The 21,119-nt window shown below is 62.9% G+C and carries 21 protein-coding genes, 1 tRNA gene, 2 pseudogenes and 1 riboswitch; of the genes and pseudogenes, 8 read left to right on the top strand and 16 right to left on the bottom strand.

Going from position 1 to position 21,119, the window contains the following annotated elements; genetic code table 11:
* Positions 1-98 precede the first annotated feature (98 nt).
* From NKI66_RS07125 to NKI66_RS07105, 5 genes are read right to left on the bottom strand one after another with little or no spacing between them, the layout of a single operon-like run.
* Positions 99-1,502, bottom strand: coding sequence for an FAD-binding oxidoreductase (locus tag NKI66_RS07125; RefSeq protein WP_031213523.1), 1,404 nt, complete (start codon positions 1,500-1,502; stop codon positions 99-101).
* Positions 1,502-2,800 (bottom strand): cytosine deaminase, encoded by a 1,299-nt coding sequence (locus tag NKI66_RS07120; RefSeq protein WP_023812352.1) that lies wholly within the window; start codon positions 2,798-2,800, stop codon positions 1,502-1,504. The genes NKI66_RS07125 and NKI66_RS07120 overlap by 1 nt, the downstream gene beginning before the upstream one ends.
* Before the next feature lie 4 nt (positions 2,801-2,804).
* Positions 2,805-3,656, bottom strand: a complete 852-nt coding sequence (locus tag NKI66_RS07115; protein ID WP_023812353.1) for an ABC transporter permease — start codon at positions 3,654-3,656, stop codon at positions 2,805-2,807.
* Positions 3,643-4,470 (bottom strand): ABC transporter ATP-binding protein, encoded by an 828-nt coding sequence (locus NKI66_RS07110; protein WP_023812354.1) that lies wholly within the window; start codon positions 4,468-4,470, stop codon positions 3,643-3,645. The genes NKI66_RS07115 and NKI66_RS07110 overlap by 14 nt, the downstream gene beginning before the upstream one ends.
* A 12-nt stretch (positions 4,471-4,482) precedes the next feature.
* Complete coding sequence (locus tag NKI66_RS07105) at positions 4,483-5,487, bottom strand: ABC transporter substrate-binding protein (protein WP_352720094.1); 1,005 nt, start codon at positions 5,485-5,487, stop codon at positions 4,483-4,485.
* 265 nt (positions 5,488-5,752) lie between these two features.
* Here NKI66_RS07105 and NKI66_RS07100 point away from each other — a divergent pair, with 265 nt between their 5' ends.
* The 4 genes and pseudogenes from NKI66_RS07100 to NKI66_RS07085 all read left to right on the top strand — a co-directional run.
* Entirely contained in the window at positions 5,753-6,136 is a 384-nt protein-coding gene (locus tag NKI66_RS07100; RefSeq protein WP_023812356.1) for a RidA family protein, read from the top strand.
* Between the two features lie 54 nt (positions 6,137-6,190).
* Entirely contained in the window at positions 6,191-6,994 is an 804-nt protein-coding gene (locus NKI66_RS07095) for a creatininase family protein (protein ID WP_023812357.1), read from the top strand.
* 169 nt (positions 6,995-7,163) lie between these two features.
* Entirely contained in the window at positions 7,164-7,418 is a 255-nt protein-coding gene (locus tag NKI66_RS07090) for a type II toxin-antitoxin system ParD family antitoxin (RefSeq protein ID WP_023812358.1), read from the top strand.
* A pseudogene (locus NKI66_RS07085) lies at positions 7,418-7,702 on the top strand (type II toxin-antitoxin system RelE/ParE family toxin); the annotation flags it as partial. The gene NKI66_RS07090 and the pseudogene NKI66_RS07085, both read left to right, overlap by 1 nt.
* A 34-nt stretch (positions 7,703-7,736) precedes the next feature.
* Here NKI66_RS07085 and NKI66_RS07080 read toward each other — a convergent pair.
* Together NKI66_RS07080 and cobD are read right to left on the bottom strand one after the other, a co-directional pair.
* Positions 7,737-8,246, bottom strand: coding sequence for a tyrosine phosphatase family protein (locus tag NKI66_RS07080; protein ID WP_023812360.1), 510 nt, complete (start codon positions 8,244-8,246; stop codon positions 7,737-7,739).
* On the bottom strand, positions 8,243-9,292 hold the full coding sequence (cobD, locus tag NKI66_RS07075; protein ID WP_023812361.1) for a threonine-phosphate decarboxylase CobD: 1,050 nt from the start codon (positions 9,290-9,292) through the stop codon (positions 8,243-8,245). The genes NKI66_RS07080 and cobD overlap by 4 nt, the downstream gene beginning before the upstream one ends.
* Here cobD and cbiB point away from each other — a divergent pair.
* Entirely contained in the window at positions 9,291-10,259 is a 969-nt protein-coding gene (gene cbiB / locus NKI66_RS07070; RefSeq protein WP_023812362.1) for an adenosylcobinamide-phosphate synthase CbiB, read from the top strand. The two genes, cobD and cbiB, sit on opposite strands and share 2 nt — an antisense overlap.
* Before the next feature lie 271 nt (positions 10,260-10,530).
* On the opposite strand, the gene cobO is transcribed toward cbiB, so the two are convergent.
* The 5 genes and pseudogenes from cobO to NKI66_RS07045 form a co-directional block, all read right to left on the bottom strand.
* Positions 10,531-11,145, bottom strand: coding sequence for a cob(I)yrinic acid a,c-diamide adenosyltransferase (gene cobO / locus NKI66_RS07065; protein ID WP_023812363.1), 615 nt, complete (start codon positions 11,143-11,145; stop codon positions 10,531-10,533).
* 1 nt (position 11,146) lies between these two features.
* Complete coding sequence (cobU, locus tag NKI66_RS07060) at positions 11,147-11,662, bottom strand: bifunctional adenosylcobinamide kinase/adenosylcobinamide-phosphate guanylyltransferase (RefSeq protein ID WP_023812364.1); 516 nt, start codon at positions 11,660-11,662, stop codon at positions 11,147-11,149.
* Positions 11,655-12,449, bottom strand: coding sequence for a CbtA family protein (locus tag NKI66_RS07055; RefSeq protein WP_023812365.1), 795 nt, complete (start codon positions 12,447-12,449; stop codon positions 11,655-11,657). Before NKI66_RS07055 ends, cobU begins: the two co-directional genes overlap by 8 nt.
* Before the next feature lie 15 nt (positions 12,450-12,464).
* Positions 12,465-12,644, bottom strand: a complete 180-nt coding sequence (locus NKI66_RS07050) for a CbtB domain-containing protein (protein ID WP_013531117.1) — start codon at positions 12,642-12,644, stop codon at positions 12,465-12,467.
* 36 nt (positions 12,645-12,680) lie between these two features.
* A riboswitch (cobalamin riboswitch) is annotated at positions 12,681-12,877 on the bottom strand.
* A 65-nt stretch (positions 12,878-12,942) separates the two neighbouring features.
* Positions 12,943-14,140: pseudogene (locus NKI66_RS07045) on the bottom strand (MFS transporter).
* A gap of 223 nt (positions 14,141-14,363) precedes the next feature.
* Here NKI66_RS07045 and NKI66_RS07040 point away from each other — a divergent pair.
* Both NKI66_RS07040 and NKI66_RS07035 read left to right on the top strand, forming a co-directional pair.
* Positions 14,364-15,362 (top strand): heparan-alpha-glucosaminide N-acetyltransferase, encoded by a 999-nt coding sequence (locus NKI66_RS07040; RefSeq protein WP_023812366.1) that lies wholly within the window; start codon positions 14,364-14,366, stop codon positions 15,360-15,362.
* Positions 15,359-15,835 carry a methyltransferase family protein gene (locus NKI66_RS07035; RefSeq protein WP_023812367.1) on the top strand — a complete coding sequence of 159 codons (477 nt, stop codon included), beginning with the start codon at positions 15,359-15,361 and terminating at the stop codon, positions 15,833-15,835. The genes NKI66_RS07040 and NKI66_RS07035 overlap by 4 nt, the downstream gene beginning before the upstream one ends.
* Before the next feature lie 252 nt (positions 15,836-16,087).
* On the opposite strand, the gene NKI66_RS07030 is transcribed toward NKI66_RS07035, so the two are convergent.
* From NKI66_RS07030 to NKI66_RS07020, 3 genes are all read right to left on the bottom strand, one after another.
* Positions 16,088-16,474: a MerR family transcriptional regulator gene (locus NKI66_RS07030; protein WP_027034793.1), complete on the bottom strand. Its 387-nt coding sequence runs from the start codon at positions 16,472-16,474 to the stop codon at positions 16,088-16,090.
* A gap of 157 nt (positions 16,475-16,631) precedes the next feature.
* A complete protein-coding gene (mgtE, locus tag NKI66_RS07025) occupies positions 16,632-18,050 on the bottom strand; it encodes a magnesium transporter (RefSeq protein WP_352439837.1) in 1,419 nt (472 codons plus the stop codon).
* Positions 18,051-18,241: 191 nt separating this feature from the next.
* Positions 18,242-18,326 (bottom strand) — tRNA-Leu (locus NKI66_RS07020).
* Between the two features lie 235 nt (positions 18,327-18,561).
* On the opposite strand from NKI66_RS07020, the gene lipB reads away from it, so the two are divergent.
* Positions 18,562-19,305, top strand: a complete 744-nt coding sequence (gene lipB, locus NKI66_RS07015; RefSeq protein ID WP_352751321.1) for a lipoyl(octanoyl) transferase LipB — start codon at positions 18,562-18,564, stop codon at positions 19,303-19,305.
* A gap of 72 nt (positions 19,306-19,377) precedes the next feature.
* Here the strand turns inward: lipB and NKI66_RS07010 are convergent, their stop codons facing one another.
* Entirely contained in the window at positions 19,378-20,628 is a 1,251-nt protein-coding gene (locus NKI66_RS07010) for a site-2 protease family protein (RefSeq protein WP_352439835.1), read from the bottom strand.
* Between the last annotated feature and the right edge of the window lie 491 nt (positions 20,629-21,119).

Below are 21,119 nucleotides of genomic sequence, written 5' to 3'. Positions count from 1 at the left end.
CGCCGCAGAATGGTCGCGACTCAAAGGCTGCCAATCTCCCCCCTTGCGGGGGAGATGTCCGGCAGGACAGAGGGGGGTACTCAAGCGCAAACCTCTCCTCATCCCACTCTCTGCAGCCCCTTGAACAAAAAAGTCCGACCCGAACGGTAGTCGTAGTCCGGGTTCTCCCAGGCGATCATCTTGCCGGGGTTGAGCAGGCCTTGCGGATCGGTCTCGCGCTTGAAGGCGAGCTGCACCGCGTCGGTCTGCTTCATGCCGCCCTCTTCCAGCGTGTAGCGATGCGGGTTGAAGATCGGGCAGCCATTCTCCTCATGCAGGCGCACGATCTCGTCGAGCCGAGCCTCGCTGGTGAACTTGACCAGCGGCAGGCCGAAGCAGGTGATGTTGCCGTCCAGCCGCACGAATTCCAGATGCGAGAAAACCTCGCCCGGAAACATCTTGTCCATCTTTTCGACCAACGCGAGCTGGTTGGGAAAGGGATAGAGCGACTGCAGATAGGTAATCGAAGGATCGACGCGCAGCGCCCTCAGCGTCGTGTGGTTCCAGGCCAGCTCATAGGCCGGCGGCAGCCCCTTCTTTTCGTCCAGCGTTGCGGTTGCGGCATTGTAGATCACCTCGCCACCGGCCCGGCCGGTGAAGGCCAGTAAAGCGTCCAGCCCATGCCGCGCCACCATGACGACGCAGATGCTCTGCCCCTGCTGCAGGAATTTCTGGTGCCGCTTGAAATAAAGCTGTGGCACGGGTGCCGCTATCGGCGTGATCAGCTTGGTCAGGATACCGTCCTGGCACGCCAGTGCATTTCCATAGCGGGCCGCATCCATGAAAGCGTCGAAGCCGACGATGACGTCGATCCATTCATAAGCCGCGGTCAGCGGCATCTCGACCTCCGATATGATGCCGTTGGTGCCGTAGGCATGGGTCACCTTGTGCAGATCCTCGCCGGTGAGTTCGAGCGCTTTCGGCTCGGCCTCCATGGTCACCACGCGCAGCCGGAGCACATTGCCGAAATCACGCAGGCCACCGAAATTGATCGAGCCGACGCCGCCCGAACCGCCGGCGATGAAGCCGCCGATCGAAGCGGTGTTGTAGGTAGAGGGCGATAGCCGGAGTTCCTGCCCGGAATGCGCTCGCGTTGCCTTGTCGATATCGGCCAGAATGGCCCCCGGTCCGGTCACGACGCGACCCGGGGCGATCGACTTGATCTCGTTCATCTCGGCAAGGTTGAGCACGACGCCGCCGGAGAGCGGCATCGCCTGGCCGTAATTGCCGGTGCCGCTGCCGCGCGGTGTCACCGGCACGCCATGGCGATGACAGGCGGCAAGCACGCGGATCAGTTCGGCCTCGTTCTTCGGCGTCACGATCAGATCGCCGGTGACATGGTCCAGTTGCTGCTTCAGCACCGGGCTGTACCAGTAGAAGTCACGGCTCTTCTGCTGGACGATGGCCGGATTGTCGTCGACCTTGAGCCCGTCAAGATCGCGTTTGAGCGCCGAAACGTCCATCATTCCACCATCAGTTCGTCGAGTTCGGCATAGTCGGGCAATTGCCGGTCGATCGCCTTGCCGCCGCGCACCACGATGCGATCCGATTCGGGCCGCGAGAGCAATTCCGTCCAGCTTCGGCCTTTGAACAGGACAAAATCGGCATCGCCGCCGGCGGCAAGCGTGCCGAAGCCATCAAGCCGCATCACCTTGGCCGGCGTCGCGGTGACCGCTTGCGGCCAGTCGGCGACCGGATGGTCCAAATGCAGGATGCGCGTCGCCATGCGGTAAACCTCCAGCATGTCGAGATCGCCATAGGCATAAAATGGGTCACGCGTATTGTCGGATGCGACGGCAACCGCAATGCCCCTCGCCTTCATTTCGTGCAGCAGCGTCACACCACGCCAGCGCGGCGTGGTGCCGTCGCCGCGCCGATCCTGCAAATAGAGATTGCACATCGGCAATGAAACGACGGCTAGCCCTGCCTTCGCCACCTTGTCCAGCGTGTCGAGCACGTCGAGGTCCGGCTGGCGCGCAAGCGAGCAGCAATGGCCGACGAGGATCTTTCCTTCGAAACCGTTCCAAAGAGCGGCCTCGGCGATCTTCTTCAGCGATATGGCGGAGATGTCATCGGTCTCGTCGGCATGGAAATCGAGATCGAGGCCATGCTTGATCGCTTGCGCGAAGACATGGTCGAGCAGTTCTTCGAGGTCCGGCACCATATAGGTGACGACACCGAGCACGCCCTTTGCCGCGGCAACCCTCTTTGCCAGCCTGTCGAACCACTTTTTGTCGCGTACGCCTTCGATGCCGAGCAAACAGGCGCCCTGCAACTCGATGCGGCCGCGCCATGCCTCGCGCATCGTCTCGAACACCGGCCAGGAGATTTCTTCCTGCGGCGCGACACTGTCGAGATGCGTGCGCATTGCCCTGGTGCCATGGGCGTAGGCTGAGCGCAGCGAGAAATCCATCCGTTTCGCAACGTCCTCGGCGCTCCAGCGTGCCACACGATCGGCGCCGGCGGCATTCAGCGCGCCCAAGAACGTGCCGTCGGGATTGGGCTTTCGCGGCCAGATATGGCCCTTGTCGATATGCGTGTGGCAGTCGACGAAGCATGGCAGCACGATGCGGCCGCCAAGATCGACGGCATCAGCAGGCGCTGCACGACCGTGGGCGGCAATGCCTGCGATTTTGCCGTCCGCGATAGTGACGTCGGCAAGCGCAAAGCCATCCCTGTCGAGAGCAGCGCCAAGGCCTGGGGTCAGGGATGCGTGAAGCCTGACATTGGCGAGCCGGTATGAACCTGTGTTCGGAATCAAGGGCCTAGCGCTCCTGCTTCAGTGCGCTTTCGTGCCAGCGCCGCAAAATGAGATGCGAAATCAGCGACAGCACGAGGAAGATCAAAATGCCGGTCAGCGAGATCAGGAACAGCGCCGCGAACAGCCGCGGCGCGTTGAGCCGGTAACCGGCCTCGATGATGCGCGAGGCAAGGCCAGAGGACTGGCCGGTGGTGCCGGCGACGAATTCGGCCACCACGGCGCCGATCAGCGACAGGCCGCCGGCGATCTTCAATCCGCCGAGGAAATAGGGCATCGCCGCCGGCAGCCTGAGATAGCGCAACTGCTGCCAACGCGTCGCGCCGTTGAGCTTGAACATATCGCGCAGATTGCGGTCGACGGAGTTGAGGCCAAGCGTGGTATTGGACAGGATCGGAAAGAAGGCGACGATCCAGGCGCACAGCAGAAGCTTGGTCGTCTGGTCGTTCACATAGATGTTGATCAGCGGGAAAATCGCCACGATCGGCGTCACCTGCAACACGATGGCGAAGGGGAAGAATGACATCTCGACCCATTTCGACTGCGCGAACAGCACCGCCAGCCCGACCCCGCCGATGACGGCCAGAGCCAGGCTGAGGAAGGTGATGCGCAAGGTGACCAGCAGCGAGGAAAACAGCAGGCCGGCATCGTTGTAGAGTGTCCACAGCACCACGCCGGGACGCGGCAGGATGTATTGCGGGATCGCGTTCCACACGCAGATGCGATCCCACAGCCAGATCGCCAGGATCATGATCGCCAGCGGCAGCACCCAGCGGCCGATCCGTTCGAACCGCTCCTGGCGCACGCGGCGTGCTTCCTCGGGGTCGAGTTTGAGCACACGCTCGTCAATGGCCGTCATGATGCGCGCCTGCTGTTGAATTGATGGCCTTGACCAGCACATCGGAGGCCTGACGGCACAGTGCCGCGTAGTCGGGCGAGGTGCGAAACGCCTCGTCGCGCGGATAGGTGGCCTCGATGGCGAGTTCGTCGAACACCCTGCCCGGCCGCGCCGCCATGACGACGACGCGGTTGGAGAGGAACACGCTTTCAAAGACGCTGTGGGTGACGAAAACGACGGTGAAGCGTTCGTCCTGCCACAGTTCCAGGAGATCGTTGTTGAGCTTGAAGCGGGTGATCTCGTCGAGTGCCGCGAACGGTTCGTCCATCAGCAGCACGCGCGGTTTGGTCACCATGGCCCGCGCGATCGAGACGCGCATCTTCATGCCGCCGGACAGTTCGCGCGGCACCGCGTCTTCGAAACCGGTCAGGTGCACCCGCGCCAGCATCTCCGTGATCGCCGGTGTCGCCTTGGCGCGCGAAATGCCTTTCAGCCGAAGCGGCAGCCAGACATTGTCGAAAACATTGGCCCAGGGCAGCAGCGTCGGCTCCTGGAAGACGAAGCCGATGTTCGAACGGTCAAGCGAGCCGCCGCCGCGCCAGTCGAGCACGCCGGAGGTCGGCGTCGACAGGCCGGCGATCAGCCGCAGCGCCGTCGACTTGCCGCACCCCGACGGCCCAAGCAGGCTGAGGAAATCGCCTTCCCGGATGGTCAGGTCGACGTCGCTGAGCGCCGTCACGCCGTTGGAAAATACCTTGCCGACGCCGCGCAGCGCCAGAAGCGTCGGGGCCGTACCCGACACAGCCGGCGCTGGCGCCACTTTTTCCCTTATCATGCCGGGACCGGCCTATTTCTTCAGCTCGAGCCCGACGCCCTTGTTGATGAAGGTCAGCGTGTAGGCCTTCTTGATGTCGATGCCGGCTGGCGTGACCTTGGCCTTGACCATCTTGTCGTAGAAACTCTTGATCCGCTCGTCGGTCATGGCGCCGATGCCGAGCTTTTCGGTGTCGCCGGAATCGGCCAGGCCGAACTTCTTCATCTGCTCGATCGAGAACGCGATCTGCTCGTCGCTCATGTCGGGATTGTCTTTCTTGATCAAGTCGTTGGCGGCCTTGTTGTCGCCGTAGAGATATTTGTACCAGCCCTTGGCGGAGCCATCGACGAAGCACTGGACCACCTCCGGCTTCTTGTCGATCGTGTCCTGCATCACCTCGATCGTCGTCGAGTAGGTATCCCAGCCATAGTCGGCGAGCAGGAACTGGTTCGGCACGAAGCCGCCTTCCTTCTTGACCGCGAACGGCTCGGAGGTGACGTAGCCCTGCTGGATCGACTTCTTGTTGGCGAGGAAGGGAGCGGTGTTGTAGGTGTAGGGCGCGCGCTTGGAGGCATCGAAGCCGAGTTCGATGACCATCCACTGGAAGAAGGTCTGCACGCCCTCGTCACCCAATATGTACTGGTCGGCGTTCTTCAGGTCCTCCCATTTGTCGAGCCCTTCGCCGGGATGGGACATCATGACCTGCGGGTCCTTCTGGAAATCCGCCGCCACCACCCGCATCGGAATGCCTTGCTGCACGGCATCGAAAGCCGACAGCAGATTGCCGCCCATGTAGAAATCGATCTTGCCGGCCAGCAGCATCGGCCGGCCGCTGACCTGCGGACCGCCCTGCATAATGGTGACGTCGAGGCCGCAGGCGGCATAGGTGCCGTCCGCCACGGACTGGTAATATCCGCCATGCTCCGGCTCGGCCAACCAGTTGGTGCCGAAGGTGACTTTCTCATTCGCAGCAGCACCCAGCGTGCTGGCTGCAAGCAGGGCCACAATCGCCACCGAGATCTTCTGTTTTCCGTACATCGACACCACCCTCTGTTTGCTCCGGCGCGCCACGCGCCAGGCTCGACACCAAAGATTCAAGAAGCAAGACACATGCCACCGGCGTCTGGCGCCGGGGCCGCCCGCTTGAAAGACGTTGCCATGCCAAGCGCGGACGGGTCATGCTGTACGGAAGGCATCGTGCCTATTTTTTGAACGGCTGTCCATAATCGCCCGGGCAACATGCACCGCCATCTTGAAGGTGTAGTGGGTCCGGCTTTAGGCTGACGGCATCCAGGAGATTGCCATGTTCAGATTCCTCACCCCGAAGTCGATCAAGCCGCCCTTTGCCCGCTACAGCCACGGCGTCGAGGTGCCGGCTGGCAAGCGGCTGGTGCTGTGCTCGGGTCAGGTCGCCATCACCGCGGACGACCAGATTCCCGAAGACGCCGGCGCGCAGGCCGAACTCTGCTTTCAAAACATCGCGGCGATTCTCGGCGAAGCCGGCCTGGGTCTGAGGGATATCGTGCGCATCAACACCTATGTCACCGATCGCGCGCATCTGCGGCCCTATATGGATGTCCGCGACCGGCTGTTTTCCAGCCCCGCGCCGGCCTCGACGCTGATGATCGTTTCCGGCTTTGCCCGCCCCGAATTCAAGGTCGAGGTCGAGGCCATCGCGGCCGGGTGATCGACAGACCGCGCTTGCCGCGCTAGGTCTGCCGGACCATTGAAGAGGCATGACATGACCGTACCCAAAAGACGTGTGTGGTGGGGCGACTACCGGACCACCGAATACGCCTCGATCGATCCGGAGGCGACGATCGCCGTGCTGCCGGTGGCGGCGATCGAGCAGCATGGGCCACATCTGCCGGTCTCTACCGACACTTCGATCATGAACGGCATGCTCGACACGGTTATTTCGCGCCTGCCCGACGATCTCGACATCCGCATCCTGCCGGTCCAGGCAGTGGGCAAGTCGAACGAACATCTGCACGCGCCGGGCACCCTCACTCTGCCGGCAACCACGCTGATAGAAGCCTGGACCGAGCTTGGCCTGTCGATCGCGCGCGCCGGGGTGCGCAAGCTGATCGTGGTCAATTCGCATGGCGGCAACGAAGAGATCATGGGCATTGTCACGCGCGAACTGCGCGTGCGTGAAAAGATGCTGGCGGTAAAGACCAGCTGGCAACGCTTCGGCCGCCCGTCCGGCATGTACACCGAGCTCGAGGACCGCCACGGCATCCATGGCGGCGATGTCGAGACCTCGCTGATGCTGCATTTCCGGCCGGACCTCGTCGACATGGCCAAGGCCGACAATTTCGTTTCCAATGTCGCCAAGGCCGAGAAGGAATTCTCGCTGCTGCGCCACACCGGCACCCACGCCTTCGCCTGGATAGCTGGCGATCTCAACCCGAACGGCGTCGTCGGCGATGCCAGCATCGCGACGGCGGAGAAAGGCCGGCTGACGGCAGAATATCAGGCCGACGGCTTCATCAGCCTGCTGCGGGATGTCCGCAAGGCGAAGCTCGCGGACTGGTTGACGTAGCCTCCAAACCAGTGGTCTGGCATCGAAAGGCAAACGCTGTCCTCTTGAACAAACCAGGCGACGGAGGGCGGATCAGACGATCACGCTTTTGCACAGAGAGATTTCCGCACAAGAGATTTTGACAAACTTTGCCAAAATGGGCCATACTGGACGGGATATGGAGGCCAGTATGGCAACGATGAACGTATCATTGCCCGATCCGATGAAAGATTGGGTTGAGGCGCAAACCGAAACGGGCCGCTACGCCAACGCGAGCGATTATGTGCGCGATTTGATCCGTCGGGATCAGGAGCGCAACGACAAGATTGCCGCCATGCAGCGCTTTGTCGATGATGGCTTGAAGAGTGGCATCGGCAATCGATCCAGGGACGCGCTTTTCACGGAGGCGGTTAAACGCGCTGAAAAGCCATCCGGCAATAGGTAGTGGGATTTCGCCTTTCTTTAGCCGCGGAAGAGGACATCGTCGGTATTGCCGAGCAAGGGGTGCGCCTGTTCGGCGCTGTGCAGGCCAGACAGTATCATGACGAGTTGTTCACGATCTTTGACCTGATCGCTGCCAGTCCCCGAATAGCGCGAGAGCGGCTTGAATTGAGGCCACCGATGCGTATCCATCCCTTCAAAGCCCATCTTGTCGTCTACCGGATCGAAGCCGACGACGACGTGTTCATTGTCCGGGTACGCCACGGGCATGAAGATTGGGCGAATGAAGGCCACTCGATAATCGAACAACGACATGGGGCAGCTAGCTGTCGATCCTCAGCGCAAAGGGCGTGCCTTCAAAGGCATCCGCACCGCGCCCGATCGATTCGATTGCCTCGATCATGCGGCCGTTGCGATCAAGCAGCGCATCGGCCACCGCAATCAGCCGCGGATTGGGTGTCGCCGATGGCGACAGCGTCCGCAATGTCTGAGCCAGTTCGGCCTCATCGCGTTTCGGCGCCAATGCCGCCGCAATGATGTAGGCGGAGGCGGTCGAGCGGCTGATGCCGGCATAGCAATGCACGAGCATCGGCCTTGCCCGGTCCCAGCGGCGCGCGAAATCGAGCAGGTTACGGACATGCTCCTCGCCCGGCATGGTCATGCCGTCCTGCGCCGCCGCGATGTCATGCATGACCAGATGCAGATGGTTTTCTCGGGCGATCGACGCAGGACGGACCACCTCCGTTCCGGCGGCAAGCAGCGACAGCATGCGGTCGGCGCCGGTCCTGGCCACCGTTTCCTCGATCTTTGCCAGCGAACAGACATGGATCATTGTTCCGAACCCTTCGATTGATCCTCGCGCCGCGACGCCCATTCGGCAAGAGCGGTCTCGAGCCGCTGCCATTCCTCCTCACTTCCCGGCAGGCCGGCGCGCAGAACGTCAGGCCGATCGGCAAAATGGCGAAGCAGGATGCCGCGCTCGCCGAGCGCGGCAAACAAATCGGCGGCATTGGTCAAACTGAGGAAACGATACAATGTGGTGCCGCCCGCTACGGGTACGCCGAAGCGGGCCAACAGCGCGTCGAGCCGCGCCGATGCGCCGGCAAGAGATGATCGCATCGCGTCCTGCCAGTCGATGTCGGCAAGCGCGCGGATGCCGTATTCCAGCGCCGGGCCGGCGACGGCCCATGGCCCGAATTGCGTCTCAAGCCGTTCGACCGTCGCTACATCGGAAAGTGCAAACCCGAGCCGCAGCCCGGCCAGGCCGAAGAACTTGCCGAACGAACGCAGGACGACGATACCGCCCTGGCCGACATCGCCGCAGAGGCTATGCTCGCGCGGCCCAACATCCATGAACGCCTCGTCGACAACCAGCAGCCCGCCCTTGGCGCGCAATCCGGCAGCCAGAGCCAGCAACCGGTCGCGCTCGATGACACGTCCATCCGGATTGTTCGGATTGACGATGATGGCAAGGTCGGCGTCCGCCAGGTCAGCGAAATCGCCGACCTCGGTCACCGCGTGCCCGGCGATCACTGCTGCGCGGGCATGTTCGGCGTAGGTCGGACCCAGCACCAGCGCCCTTCCGGGGGTAATCAGCGAGGCGACGCGCGGCAACAGGATCTGCGTGCCCGGTGCCGCCACGATGTTGGCTGGCGACGGCGCCCCATAGGCACTGGCAGCAATCTCTGTCAGCTCACGCGTGCGCGCGGCTTCCGGCAACCGCGACAGCGAGGTGGCGGGCAGGTCGAAAAGCGGGTAGGAGTGCGGATTGATACCGGTCGAGAGGTCGACGAATGGCAGCAGGGCGTTGGGAAAAAGCCCCCTCGCGCGGCCAAGACTTCCACCATGGTCCACAACCGCCCCATTAAGAAGCTTCATGTCAGTCCTGATCGCTTTCCTGTCATTGGCCGTCGAATTCGCCCTCGGTTACCCCGATTGGCTGTTTCGCGCCATCGGCCATCCGGTGACGTGGTTCGGCAGGCTGATATCCTTTCTCGACCACAGGCTCAACCGCGCCACTGATCCCGACGCGCTGCGTCGCAAGCGTGGTGTCCAGGCGCTGCTGGTCATCGTGCTGGTGCCGGCGATAATTGGCCTGGGCGTGCAGATCCTGTTCTGGTTTGTTCCCATGGGCCTCGTCATCACGGCCCTTCTGGCAACGTCGCTTCTGTCGCAAAAGAGCCTCTATGAGCATGTCGAGGCGGTGGCTGACGCGCTCGACACCGGCGGCCTGGCTTTGGGCCGCGTTGCCGTTTCGCGGATCGTCGGCCGCGACCCTGAAACGCTCGACAGGGCCGGCGTCTGCCGCGCGGCGATCGAGAGCCTGGCCGAGAATTTCTCTGACGGCATCGTCGCCCCCGCCTTCTGGACCGGCGTCGGCGGCCTGGCCGGCGGCGCCGCCTACAAGGCCGCCAACACCGCCGATTCGATGATCGGCCACCGCACCCCGCGCCACGAGGCGTTCGGCTGGGCAGCGGCGCGCTTCGACGACTGGATCAATCTGCCGGCGTCGCGGCTGACGGCGCTGCTGATCGTGCTGGCGGCGTTCCTCGTCAAAGGCGCTGATGCGAAAAATGCCTGGCATGCGGTATTGCGCGACGCGAAAAAACATCGCTCACCCAATGCCGGCTGGCCGGAAGCGGCGATGGCCGGCGCGCTCGGCCTGTCGCTCGCCGGGCCGCGCAGCTACGGCGGCGTACTGGTCGACGACGTCTTCATGGGCGAAGGTGGGCGGCGCGAAGCCGACAGCCTCGACATCAGGCAGGCGCTGAAACTCTATCGCGTTGCCGACTATCTGCTGATCGCCCTGTTCGGGTTGGTTTCGGTCGTTGTCATCGTGACGTGATCTCACGCTCCCCCTTGTGGGCAGGGCTATCGCATATGGAATTCCTGAGATGTCTGCCCGGCACGGACCCCCACCCCTAGCCCCTCCCCACAAGGGCGAGGGAGACTTCCGCTGGCGCCGACCCAAGCGAATCGCCTGTCTTTTCGGCGCCAAAGAAGAATTAAAGGCACGCGGCAGCGTTCCCTCCCCCTTGTGGGGAGGGTTAGGGTGGGGGTCCCTCTTCGCAAGAATCCATATGCGATAGCCCTGCCTTCAAAGGGGGTAAGAAGCCTCAGAACTCGATCCCCTGCTGGGCCTTCACGCCCGCGGAAAAATGGTGCTTGGTCACGCCCATTTCGGTGACGAGGTCGGCCGCCTCGATCAGCGCCGGCTTGGCATTGCGGCCGGTGACGACGACATGCAGGTCCTCGCGTCGCGCCTTCAGCGCCGCAACCACTTTGTCGAGGTCGAGATAGTCGTAGCGCAGCGCAATGTTCAGTTCGTCGAGCACCAGCAGGCTGATCGACGGATCGGCCATCAGTTCGAGCACCTTGACCCACGCGGCTTCGGCGGCTGCGATGTCGCGCTTCAGGTCCTGCGTCTCCCAGGTGAACCCCTCGCCCATCGCGTGCCAGACGACGCGGTCGCCGAAGGCGGCGAAAGCATCCTTCTCGCCGGTGTGCCACTTGCCCTTGATGAACTGGACGACGCCGACGCGCTTGCCGTAGCCGAGCATGCGCAGCGCCAGGCCGAAGGCAGCTGTGGTCTTTCCCTTGCCCGGTCCGGTGTTGACGATGAGCAAGCCCTTCTCGACCGTCTTGCTCGCCACCTCGGCATCCTGCACCGCCTTGCGCTTGGCCATCTTGGCGCGGTGGCGTTCTTCGCCCTTATCGTCGATGTCGGTCATGTCATTTCACCTTGAGCGGCAGCCCCGCCACCATCAGCAGCACCGTATTGGCGACAGCGGCGACCTGCTGGTTGAGCCGGCCGGCGGCATCGCGAAAGCGGCGCGCCAGTGCATTGTCCGGCACGATACCCTGGCCGACTTCATTAGACACCACGAACCATGGCCCGCGCGGCCGCGACAGCACGTCCGCCAACCGACGGCATTCAAGCTCGAGATCGTGATCGGCCAGCATATGATTGGTCAGCCACAGCGTCAGGCAGTCGACAAGCACAGGCTGGCTGTCGGGCAAGGCCCCGAGCGCGCCGGCGAGATCGAGCGGTGCGTCGATGGTCGTCCAGCCTTCGCCACGCCGCGATCGGTGCAACGCGATGCGTTCATGCATCTCGTCATCCCAGGCTTGCGCCGTGGCGACATAGGTCCAGGGCGGCGGCAAGGCGGTCGCCAAAATTTCGGCGTGCGCGCTCTTGCCGGAGCGCGCGCCGCCGATGAGGAAGGTCAGTGTCTTGCGATCAGGCAAAGCTGTCGCGCAGGCTGGTCGCGGTGCCGGTGAAGCGGCCACGCACCACACCGACGACCGCGCCGAGCACCAGCCAGAACACCAGATTGGTCACGGTCACCGCCACCACGAACTGGTGATGCAGCCCTTCCGGAATCGCCGTCCCGTAACTGTCGGGCTGCGGTGCACCGACAACATGCGGTGCGACGATCAAAAGGACGGCAAGGATCGCCAGCGGCAGCGACTTGCGGAACGCGATCAGGCCGAGACCGGCAGTGGTTGCCGCCACCGTTGCCCACCACCAAATCTGCCGCTGGGTGAGATCGGCGGCCGGCATGGCCGGCAGTTCCGGCGGCAGGCCGAGGCCCGGCGCCAGCGTGAACACGGCAAAGCCGGCAAGGCCCCAGAACACGCCCTGGCGCCAGCCACCGATGCCGCCGGCGAATTCGGAGACCGCGACCAGGATCAAGGCGAAGCCGATGCCGGTGACGATATTGGCAAGCACGCTGAAGGCGAAACGCTCGAAACCCTCTGCCGGCGCCCAACCTTCGTCTGCCGGAGCGGCTTCCGCCGCAGCCGGGGCAGCAGAGCTCATCGCATCTCCCGCCGGAGCAGTTGTGCTCATGGCATTGCTATCCGTTGCGGCCGGAGCGCCATGGTCATGGTGATGCCCGCCGCCCGCCTGTTCGTAAACTTCCGCCTTCAGGATCAGCGGCACGGTGGCATAGGCCTGCAGGCAGGCGAGGACGACGCCGGCCACGAGCCCTGCGATCGCCGCGATGAACACGACGTTGCGAAACAGATTCATGATGTCAGCCCCTCGTCAGTGGCAGGGAAACGCCATCGAATGGCGATAGTCGTGAGCCGCATTATGGACGGCATCGATATGCGAGAAGCCGACAAAGCCCATCACGAAAATGCCGAGCAGCGCGGCAAGCGCGAGCTGCATGAAGCGCGACTGCGAGGAGACGGAGGCGCCGAGGGAGACGGAAGCGGTAGTCATGTCTTGTCCTTTCGCCCTCCACCCGAGGGCATCGAAGTCAGTTTCCTGTCGCCGGCAGGTCTCCTGGCTCACGGATCAGCGTCCTTCCCCACCTTCCCGAAGAAAAAATCCTCAGTGGTTTATGGAGAGGACTACCGCACACAGTTGCGGGGGCAGCCACGGCATTGGGCGAAATTCGCCCTCACCGCATTCCCTCTTGGCTCCAAAATGGAACCGGCGACACCGGTGACTATAGGCAGAATCCTCGCTTCCGGCAAACCAAATTCCGCCGGTGACCATTGCGAATGCGCCATGAAGGTCAAAGTGATTTCGGCAGATAGCGCCACGTCACAAAGCCGCAGACCGCCGCCAGCAGGCCGAGCGTGACGAACACCGAGCCCAGGCCGAAGAAGGCCAGCGCCACCGAATAGACCAGCGGCGGCGTCAACTCGGAAAAGTCGATAGGTGCGGTAGACCGCTGCCATCTGAGATCTTTCATAGGAGCGCACCGAGCGCATGAAGGCGGTCGAGCCGAGGGCGTCGAGCGCAATGGTGAAGAAGGCACCACAGAGCAGGAAGGCGCCGGTAAGCAACGGCACGGTTTCGCCGACGAAGCCCGCCGCCAGCAGCGCGGCTGACATGGCGAAATAGGCAAATGTCATGGTTCCGCGGCCACCAAAGCGCTTTCCTGCCTTGCCCCAGAAAATCGCCATGAACAACAGCGCGTTGCCGGCCGAAACCAGCAGGCCACCGGCCAGCTTGCCCTCGCCCGTGATGACCATGAACAGCGGCCCATAGACGAAGAACGTCGTCCAGAAGCAGGAGCGGCCGAAGGCAATCAGCCAGGCCAGTCTGAGCCTGGGCTGCGCGACGAAACGGCCGATATTGGCGAGCGGATTGACAGGGCGCGTCTTGCCCGGACGGATGGACTGGTTGTCGCCGAGGCGGTAGGTCCAGAACAGCGCCAGCAGGGCAAACGCGAACACCGCGACCGCACCATGCGCGGCATAGATGCCGAAGCGCGTGTAGAGGAAGATGCCGAGCGTCGGCCCACCGGTCCAGGCCAGCATCGACCACGCCATGCGCAGCGATTCGGCCTGCATGAAGTCGGTCTTGCGGATGTGGTCCATGATGTAGAGGTTGAGCGTGATCGACAGCGCGCTGGCGCCCATCACCCGGCACAGCATGCCGGCCAGTTGCCCGGCGAGCGTGTCGGTGATGAAGAACAGCGAGCCGACGGCCAGCAGGCAGGCGCCTGATGTGTAGACCCAGCGGCGGGCAAAACGGCGGATCAGCATCGGCATGAACAATGTCACCGACAGGCCGAGCATCGCCACGACTGTGTAGAGCATCGACACGATCTGCTCGTTGTGCAGTATCTCGTAGGCCTGGATCGGGATGACGCTCGACACCGTGGCGCGGGCGAAGGATTCAACCGCATAGAGCGACGCGAAGGTGCGCGCGTCCGCGGCCTTGAGAGCCGGCAGCCAGATCGGATGGCGCACATGGGTGGACATTGCTTTCCCCGAAGCAGATTCACCGGGTGAAATCTGACGTGGCGACCCCAGTGCCAATAAGAGGAAACCGACGTGCATCCGGCAAAAGCGAAGCCGGCCAAAGGCTTCCCGGCACTGGCCCAATGCCGCGGCCGATCCGGCGTTATCGGCAGGATTGCCGGTCTTCTTTTGTGCGGGGCAACCGTGATAGTCCTCCAGCGGGGCTGAATCAGAATGCGAGACCATGAGCATCCAAACGCCGACCGCACCCGTTCAGGATCGACCAAAGCGCATCGTCGCCATCGACATCGTGCGCGGCACCGCGCTGATCGCCATGGCAAGCTACCATTTCACCTGGGACCTGGAGTTCTTCGGCTATACCGATCCCGGCCTGACCGCCTTCGGCTGGTGGAAGATCTACGCGCGCGGCATCGCTTCGACCTTCCTGTTCCTGGTCGGCGTCAGCCTGTATCTCGCCCATGGCCGACAAATCCGCTGGAACGGCTTCTGGAAGCGGTTCGCCATGGTCGCCGGAGCCGCGATCGCGATATCGGTCGTCACCCGTATCGCCACGCCGGATGGATTCATCTTCTTCGGCATTTTGCACGAGATCGCGCTGGCCAGCCTGCTCGGCCTCGCCTTTCTGCGGCTGCCGGCACTGCTGACGCTTGTCGTCGCCGCGCTCGTCATTGCGGCGCCTGTCTATCTGCGCCTCGAGGCGTTCGATCACCCATGGCTGTGGTGGGTAGGCCTGTCGGCGAACAATCCACGCTCCAACGACTACGTTCCGTTGTTTCCATGGTTCGGCGCCGTGCTTGCGGGCATCGCGGTGACGAAACTCGCCGCCGGTTCAGGCGTGCTTACCCGGCTTGCCGAATTGGCGCCCGGTCGCTGGGCCAACCCGCTGGTCTTTATCGGCCGGCACAGCCTGGCGTTCTACCTGATCCACCAGCCATTGCTGATCGGCTGCGTCTGGCTGTTCTCGCAGATCATGCCGGCGCAGGTCGAAACCCCGCAGGTGAATTTCCTCAAAACCTGCCAGCTGTCCTGCGAGCAGTCGCGCGACACCGAGTTCTGTACGAGCTACTGTGTCTGCATGCTCGATACGCTCGAGGGCGAGGCGACGCTTGATCGGCTCTACAACAACGACCAGACTGCGGAATGGAAGACGCATCTGTCCGATCTCGCCGGCATGTGTACCGCCAAGACGGACAGCAAGTTGATGGAGGAAGGGGTCAAATGACCGAGAACCAGCCGAAGCCGGGGCTCATACCGTGGCCGCCGCTGATCTACACCGCCGCCATCGCCATCAGCATCGCGCTGGGCCTGCTCTATCCCCTGCCCTGGATCGGTGACCTCCTGGGCGACATTCTTTTCGCCGCCGGCTGGGTGGTGCTGCTTGCCGTTGCAGCGCTCTGGGTCACCGCGATCCGCACCATGGTCCGCGCCAAGACCACGCTGAACCCGAACGCTGTGCCCGATCACCTGGTCACCACGGGTCCCTTCGGCATCACCCGCAATCCGATGTATCTGGCCAACACCCTGCTGTTGATCGGCGTCGCCTTTGTCTCGGGCATCGTGTGGTTCCTGCCGCTCGCCTTCATCGCCGCCTATGCCACGCAAAAAATGGCGATCGAAGGCGAGGAAAAGATGCTGGCGGCAAAATTCGGCAAGAAATACCGCGACTACGCGAAACGCGTGCGCCGCTGGATTTGAGCTGGCGCTCCGGTTTCCATCGCGGAGAGGTTTTGACAGGTGCACACTTCGGCGATTAGCCTAAGTCTTGCGAACTTCGTCATCCTAGGGCGAAGCAGGAGCGCAGCTCCGTCGCGGAGACCCTAGGATCCATGCCGTGACCTCGGTCTAGGAGTGCAGCGGAGCAAAGTTCTGCGCCGTCGCGGTGCATTGCAGAAGGAATAGACGTTTCCGCTCATTCCGAACGCTAACGCGCGATAGAATCCAGTCCGCTCAGGTATTCACGCCAAGCTCGACCAGCCGCTCCACACAAGACTCCTCGGCCTGGTCGAGTTCAGCCAGCGTCTCCTCGAGGTCGCGGCGCTTCTGCCGGAGATCCTCGCGCTTTTCCTCGATGCGCTTGATCATCAGGTTGAGCTGGCCGACTTCGCCGGGCGGCTCCCTGTACATCTGGATGATTTCGCGGATTTCGTTGATCGAGAAACCAAGCCTCTTGCCGCGCATGATCTGACGGATGAGGTGGCGGTCGGAGGGGCGAAACAGCCGCGTGCGGCCACGCCGCACCGGCTGCACCAGCCCTTCGTCCTCGTAAAAGCGCAGCGTCCGCGTCGACACATCGAACTCACGGGTCAACTCGGTGATCGAATAATATTCTCGCATTGCCACTCCCGCACGCCGAAACCAAGGGGCGATCGCCATGCCGGCGTCACCCTTATGTCCCGAACCAAAACCCATGCCATGCCGGAATCGACATGGCGCCCCGCGCAAGCCTCGCACGGCATTTACGTAAAAGTCAATTAAGCCAAAAGGCGTGCCTTCAGGGCACACCGAACCACCACGTGGCAATGCCGAGAAATGCAAAGAAACCGACGACGTCGGTAACCGTGGTGACGAAGACCGCCGAAGCGACCGCCGGATCGATCTTGAAACGATCGAGCAGCAGCGGAATCAAGATGCCGGCCAGGGCGGCCACGAACATGTTGATGATCATCGCCGCCGCGATGATGCCGCCCAGATTGGGGTCACGGAACCAGGCTGCCGCAACGATGCCGATCAGGATGGCGAAGACGATGCCGTTGATGAAGCCGACACCCATCTCGCGGCGAATGATGCGGCCGGCATTGTAGATGTCGAGATCCCTGGTCGCCAACGCCCGCACGGTGACGGTCATGGTTTGCGAGCCGGCATTGCCGCCCATGCCTGCGACGATCGGCATCAGCACCGCCAGTGCGACGATATGTTCGATCGTGCGGTCGAACAGGCTGATCACCGACGCCGCCAGGAACGCGGTCAGAAGGTTGATAAGCAACCACGGAACGCGTGATCGCGAGGTCGAAAAGATGCTGTCGGAAAGCTCTTCGTCGCCGACGCCGCCCATGCGCATCAAATCTTCCTCGGCCTCCTGCTGGATGACGTCGACGACATCGTCGATGGTCAGAACGCCAACCAGCCGTTCGTTCTCGTCGACGACTGCGGCCGACAAAAGATCGTACTGCTCGAATTCCCGCGCAGCCTCTTCCTGGTCCATGGTGGCCGGAATGGCGTGCCGCGTCTCGTGCATCACTTCCTCGACCTTGACCGAACGCTTGGTCCTCAGGATCTGGTCGAGGTCGATGGCGCCGAGCAGCTTGAAGGTCGGATCGATGACGAAGATCTGGCTGAAGCGCTCGGGAAGGTTGTTGTCCTCGCGCATGTAGTCGATGGTCTGGCCGATCGTCCAGAACGGCGGAACCGCGACGAACTCGGTCTGCATGCGGCGGCCGGCCGTCTCTTCGGGATAATCAAGCGAGCGGCGCAGCCTGATCCGCTCGGTGAACGGCAGTTGCGACAGGATCTCGTCCTGGTCTTCCTGGTCGAGATCCTCGAGAATGTAGACGGCGTCGTCTGAATCGAGCTCCTGCACCGCCTGCGCGATCTGCGCATTGGGCAGATTGTCGACGATCTCCATACGGATCGCCTCGTCGACCTCCGTCAGCGAGGAGAAGTCGAAATCGGCGCCCAGGAGTTCGACCAGCGCGCGGCGCTGTTCGGGATGCAGCGCCTCGAGCAGGTCGCCGAGTTCCGACTGGTGCAGGTCGTCGACTTCATGCTTGAGGGTCAGCGTGTCGCGGTCGGCGATCGCCGCGCCAATCCGCGCAAGGAAGGACGAAAGCACGGCGCCGTCCTCGCCATAGATATCGGCGTGGTTGTCCTCGGCGGCCCTGGCGCCGGTCGTCCGTTCGTGCTCGCCTTCCACCAGCGCCTCCCGCCACAAGAATCCCGGAAAAGGTGCAAATCAGGTCTAGAGCATCGGACCCAAAAGGGGAAACCGGTTTTGGGAGAATCCGACGCTCAGAAAGAAAGTGGCGTAAAGTGCGGGAATATCAAACGAAATGCGCCCGGCCCGCAGCGGGCGAGACCGGTACAAATCGGACTCTGGGAAGAGAATGGTGCGGTCGAGAAGACTCGAACTTCCACGGGTTGCCCCACAGCGACCTCAACGCTGCGCGTCTACCAATTCCGCCACGACCGCACGTGGTAGAGCCGGAACCGACCGGCTCGCGGCGTGTAGCAAATCGTTTCCGGCGAAACAAGTGCACGGCAAGCAATAATGTCAGGCGATTGGCATAATGCTCCACAGGGCTCGAATGCAGCCCCGGAACTGGACGTTTGCGCCTAATGTCGCCATATGGAAGGCAGGTTGATGTCACCCAAAGGTGCGGCGCGGTTTTGGGACGCGACATGCATAAGCGAAAAGACGATACGCCATGCCCGAACGCAGCCAGATCGCCACGTCGTTCCTGCCGCTCCCCGGTTCAGCACCGGTCGAATGGCTGATCGAGCCCGGCCTTACCGCCTATCCCGAAGCACTTGCCTTCATGGAGGCGCGCGCCGATGCGATCCGCAGCGGGGCCGCCGGCGAGATGGTCTGGCTGGTCGAACACCCGCCGCTCTACACGGCCGGCACCAGCGCCCGCGGCGAGGATCTGATCGACGCCGACCGCTTCCCGGTGTTCGCGGCCGGCCGCGGCGGCGAATACACCTATCATGGGCCGGGCCAGCGGGTCGCCTATGTCATGCTTGATCTGAAGCGGCGGCGCGAGGACGTCCGCGCCTTCGTCGCGGCGCTCGAACAGTGGATCATCGGCACGCTGGCCGTCTTCAATGTGCGGGGCGAGCGCCGCGAGGACCGGGTCGGCGTCTGGGTCGTGCGGCCGAACCGCCCTGCCCTGCCGGACGGCTCGCCGGCCGAGGACAAGATCGCGGCCATAGGCATTCGGCTGCGGCGTTGGGTGAGCTTCCACGGCATCGCCATCAATGTCGAGCCCGATCTCGACCATTTCAGCGGCATCGTGCCTTGCGGCGTGCAGGACCACGGCGTCACCAGCCTCGTCGACCTCGGCCTTCCCCTGACCATGGCCGATCTTGACCTGGCGCTGAAATCCGCCTTCGAGGATGTGTTCGGTCCCGCCACGGTCTTGCCTGTCGAAGCCGAGCGCAAGGCCGGCTGATTCTTCCTGATCCGGTACGGCTCAAGCTATGTGTGATTCACAGGCCGGCATCCATCTGAATATCAACACACCTCAGATGAGCTGGGCGGAGGCCCACAGGACGCCATAGCCATGGATGGCGAACACCGCCAGCAACGCCGCGGCCATGGCGAGGCGGTCGATGGTGCGGATCGGCTTCAGCTCGTAACGCGGCTTGACCCCGCTGCTCATCGTCAACAGGCTGAGGATCGAAAACACCGCTCCCGTCGCGAGCAGGAAATTGGAGGAAAAGCCGGCCTGCCAACCCACGGCCAGGAAAGCCGAGAGCAGGAAGAAGGAAGCCAGCGCCAGCGCGACCGGCCCCGGACAGATCTGGCGCAGCACCTGACCGCCGTCGAACTTCCACACCGGCACCAGATTGGCGATGTTGAACAGGGCGGCGAAGCCCGCCAGTGTCGCCAGCAGCGCCGCCGCCAGCCGATGTCCTTCAGCGCCGGCAAAGGTGCTGGCGGCGATAGCGATCGGCACCAGGAATGCGGAGAAGCCGGCGCCCATCAGCGCCACGAAGGCGACTTCGAAACGGCTGTCATAGGGCCGCCCGCCAATGGCGATGCCGCCGAGCAGCGGAATGAAGATCATCCGTGCCCGGTTGTGGCCCATAAGCCGAAACGCCGCCATATGGCCAAGCTCATGCAGGGCGACCACTGATGTGAGGATCGCGGCCAGTGCCAGGCCGCCGAAGTGAAGGCCGAAGAATGGCCACAGGATCAGCGCCGAAAGCCCGGCGAAACCGACCTGGCTCAACGGATGCTCGAACCAGCCGCCCTTGCGATACTGCCCGGTCCGCGCCCAGCGCTGCAGTTTGCCAAGCTCGCGGCGCATGGCGAAATAGCGGAACACCAGGAAGGCAACGCCGCGATAGCGATCGGTCTGGCTGAGCGTCACCCGCGTGCCGTTGCCCTCGGAAACGAGCTCAGTGGTCTCGCGAAAATCCTTCCAGAATGAAGCGTCGAGCGCGGTGTCCTCGATGACGCGCATCGAGAAGCTGATACCTTCGACGACGTCCTCAAACCGCGACTTGCGTTCGATCGGCTTGCCGTCGCGACCTTCCCACGACAGCGTGATGCGGGCCACGCCCTCGCCGTCCGGCGCCTCGGCGGAAAGGATCTCACCGGACCAGCCGGCATCGCTGCCGAGCGGCCACAGCGCCTGCCAGAGGCGCTGCCGGTCCATCGCCACCAGACGAGTCAACCGGATCGTGCGCAGACCCAGCGGCACGGTCATCAAGAGAAAGATCAGCCCGAGATTGCTTGCCACCAGAATGGCCGTGACGATGGGCGACACCTGGACGTTGCTCCCTGTCTTGCCGGGGCACCCTAACGCCGCGACGGCAAGAAAAGCTTAACGGCGGAACGGCCTTCGACCGTGCGGGAACAGCGACGGCGAACGCCGCCAAATCACATGGCTCCGATCCAGATCGCCATGGAAACAAGGAACGTGCTCATGCAAACCAGTGAGATGACATCCTGAACCAGATCGGTCATAACTCTCTCCTGTTGTTGATATGTTCGCATTTTGTTCTAATTTTGTCTCAAAGTCAACGGGCACGATCCGCCCGCATCCGGATTTTTGCGGCGATCAGATCGGCAGGGTTAAGAAAAGGTTGATGGGCGTCGGACGGTGCTACGTGGTGAGATCGCAGCCTTTGCGATTAGCCAATACACCCATTGCTTCGTCATCCTAGGGCGGAGCAAGGAGCGGAGCGACGCGCACAGACCCTAGGATCCATGCCGTGACCTTGGGGCGATGCTACGGTGCAGAATTATCGCTCTGAT

The organism is Mesorhizobium sp. M0518 (genome assembly GCF_040321125.1).
GTDB lineage: Bacteria > Pseudomonadota > Alphaproteobacteria > Rhizobiales > Rhizobiaceae > Mesorhizobium.
Note: the sequence above shows the minus strand (reverse complement) of the source record. Positions and strands in the feature narration are given on the sequence as shown.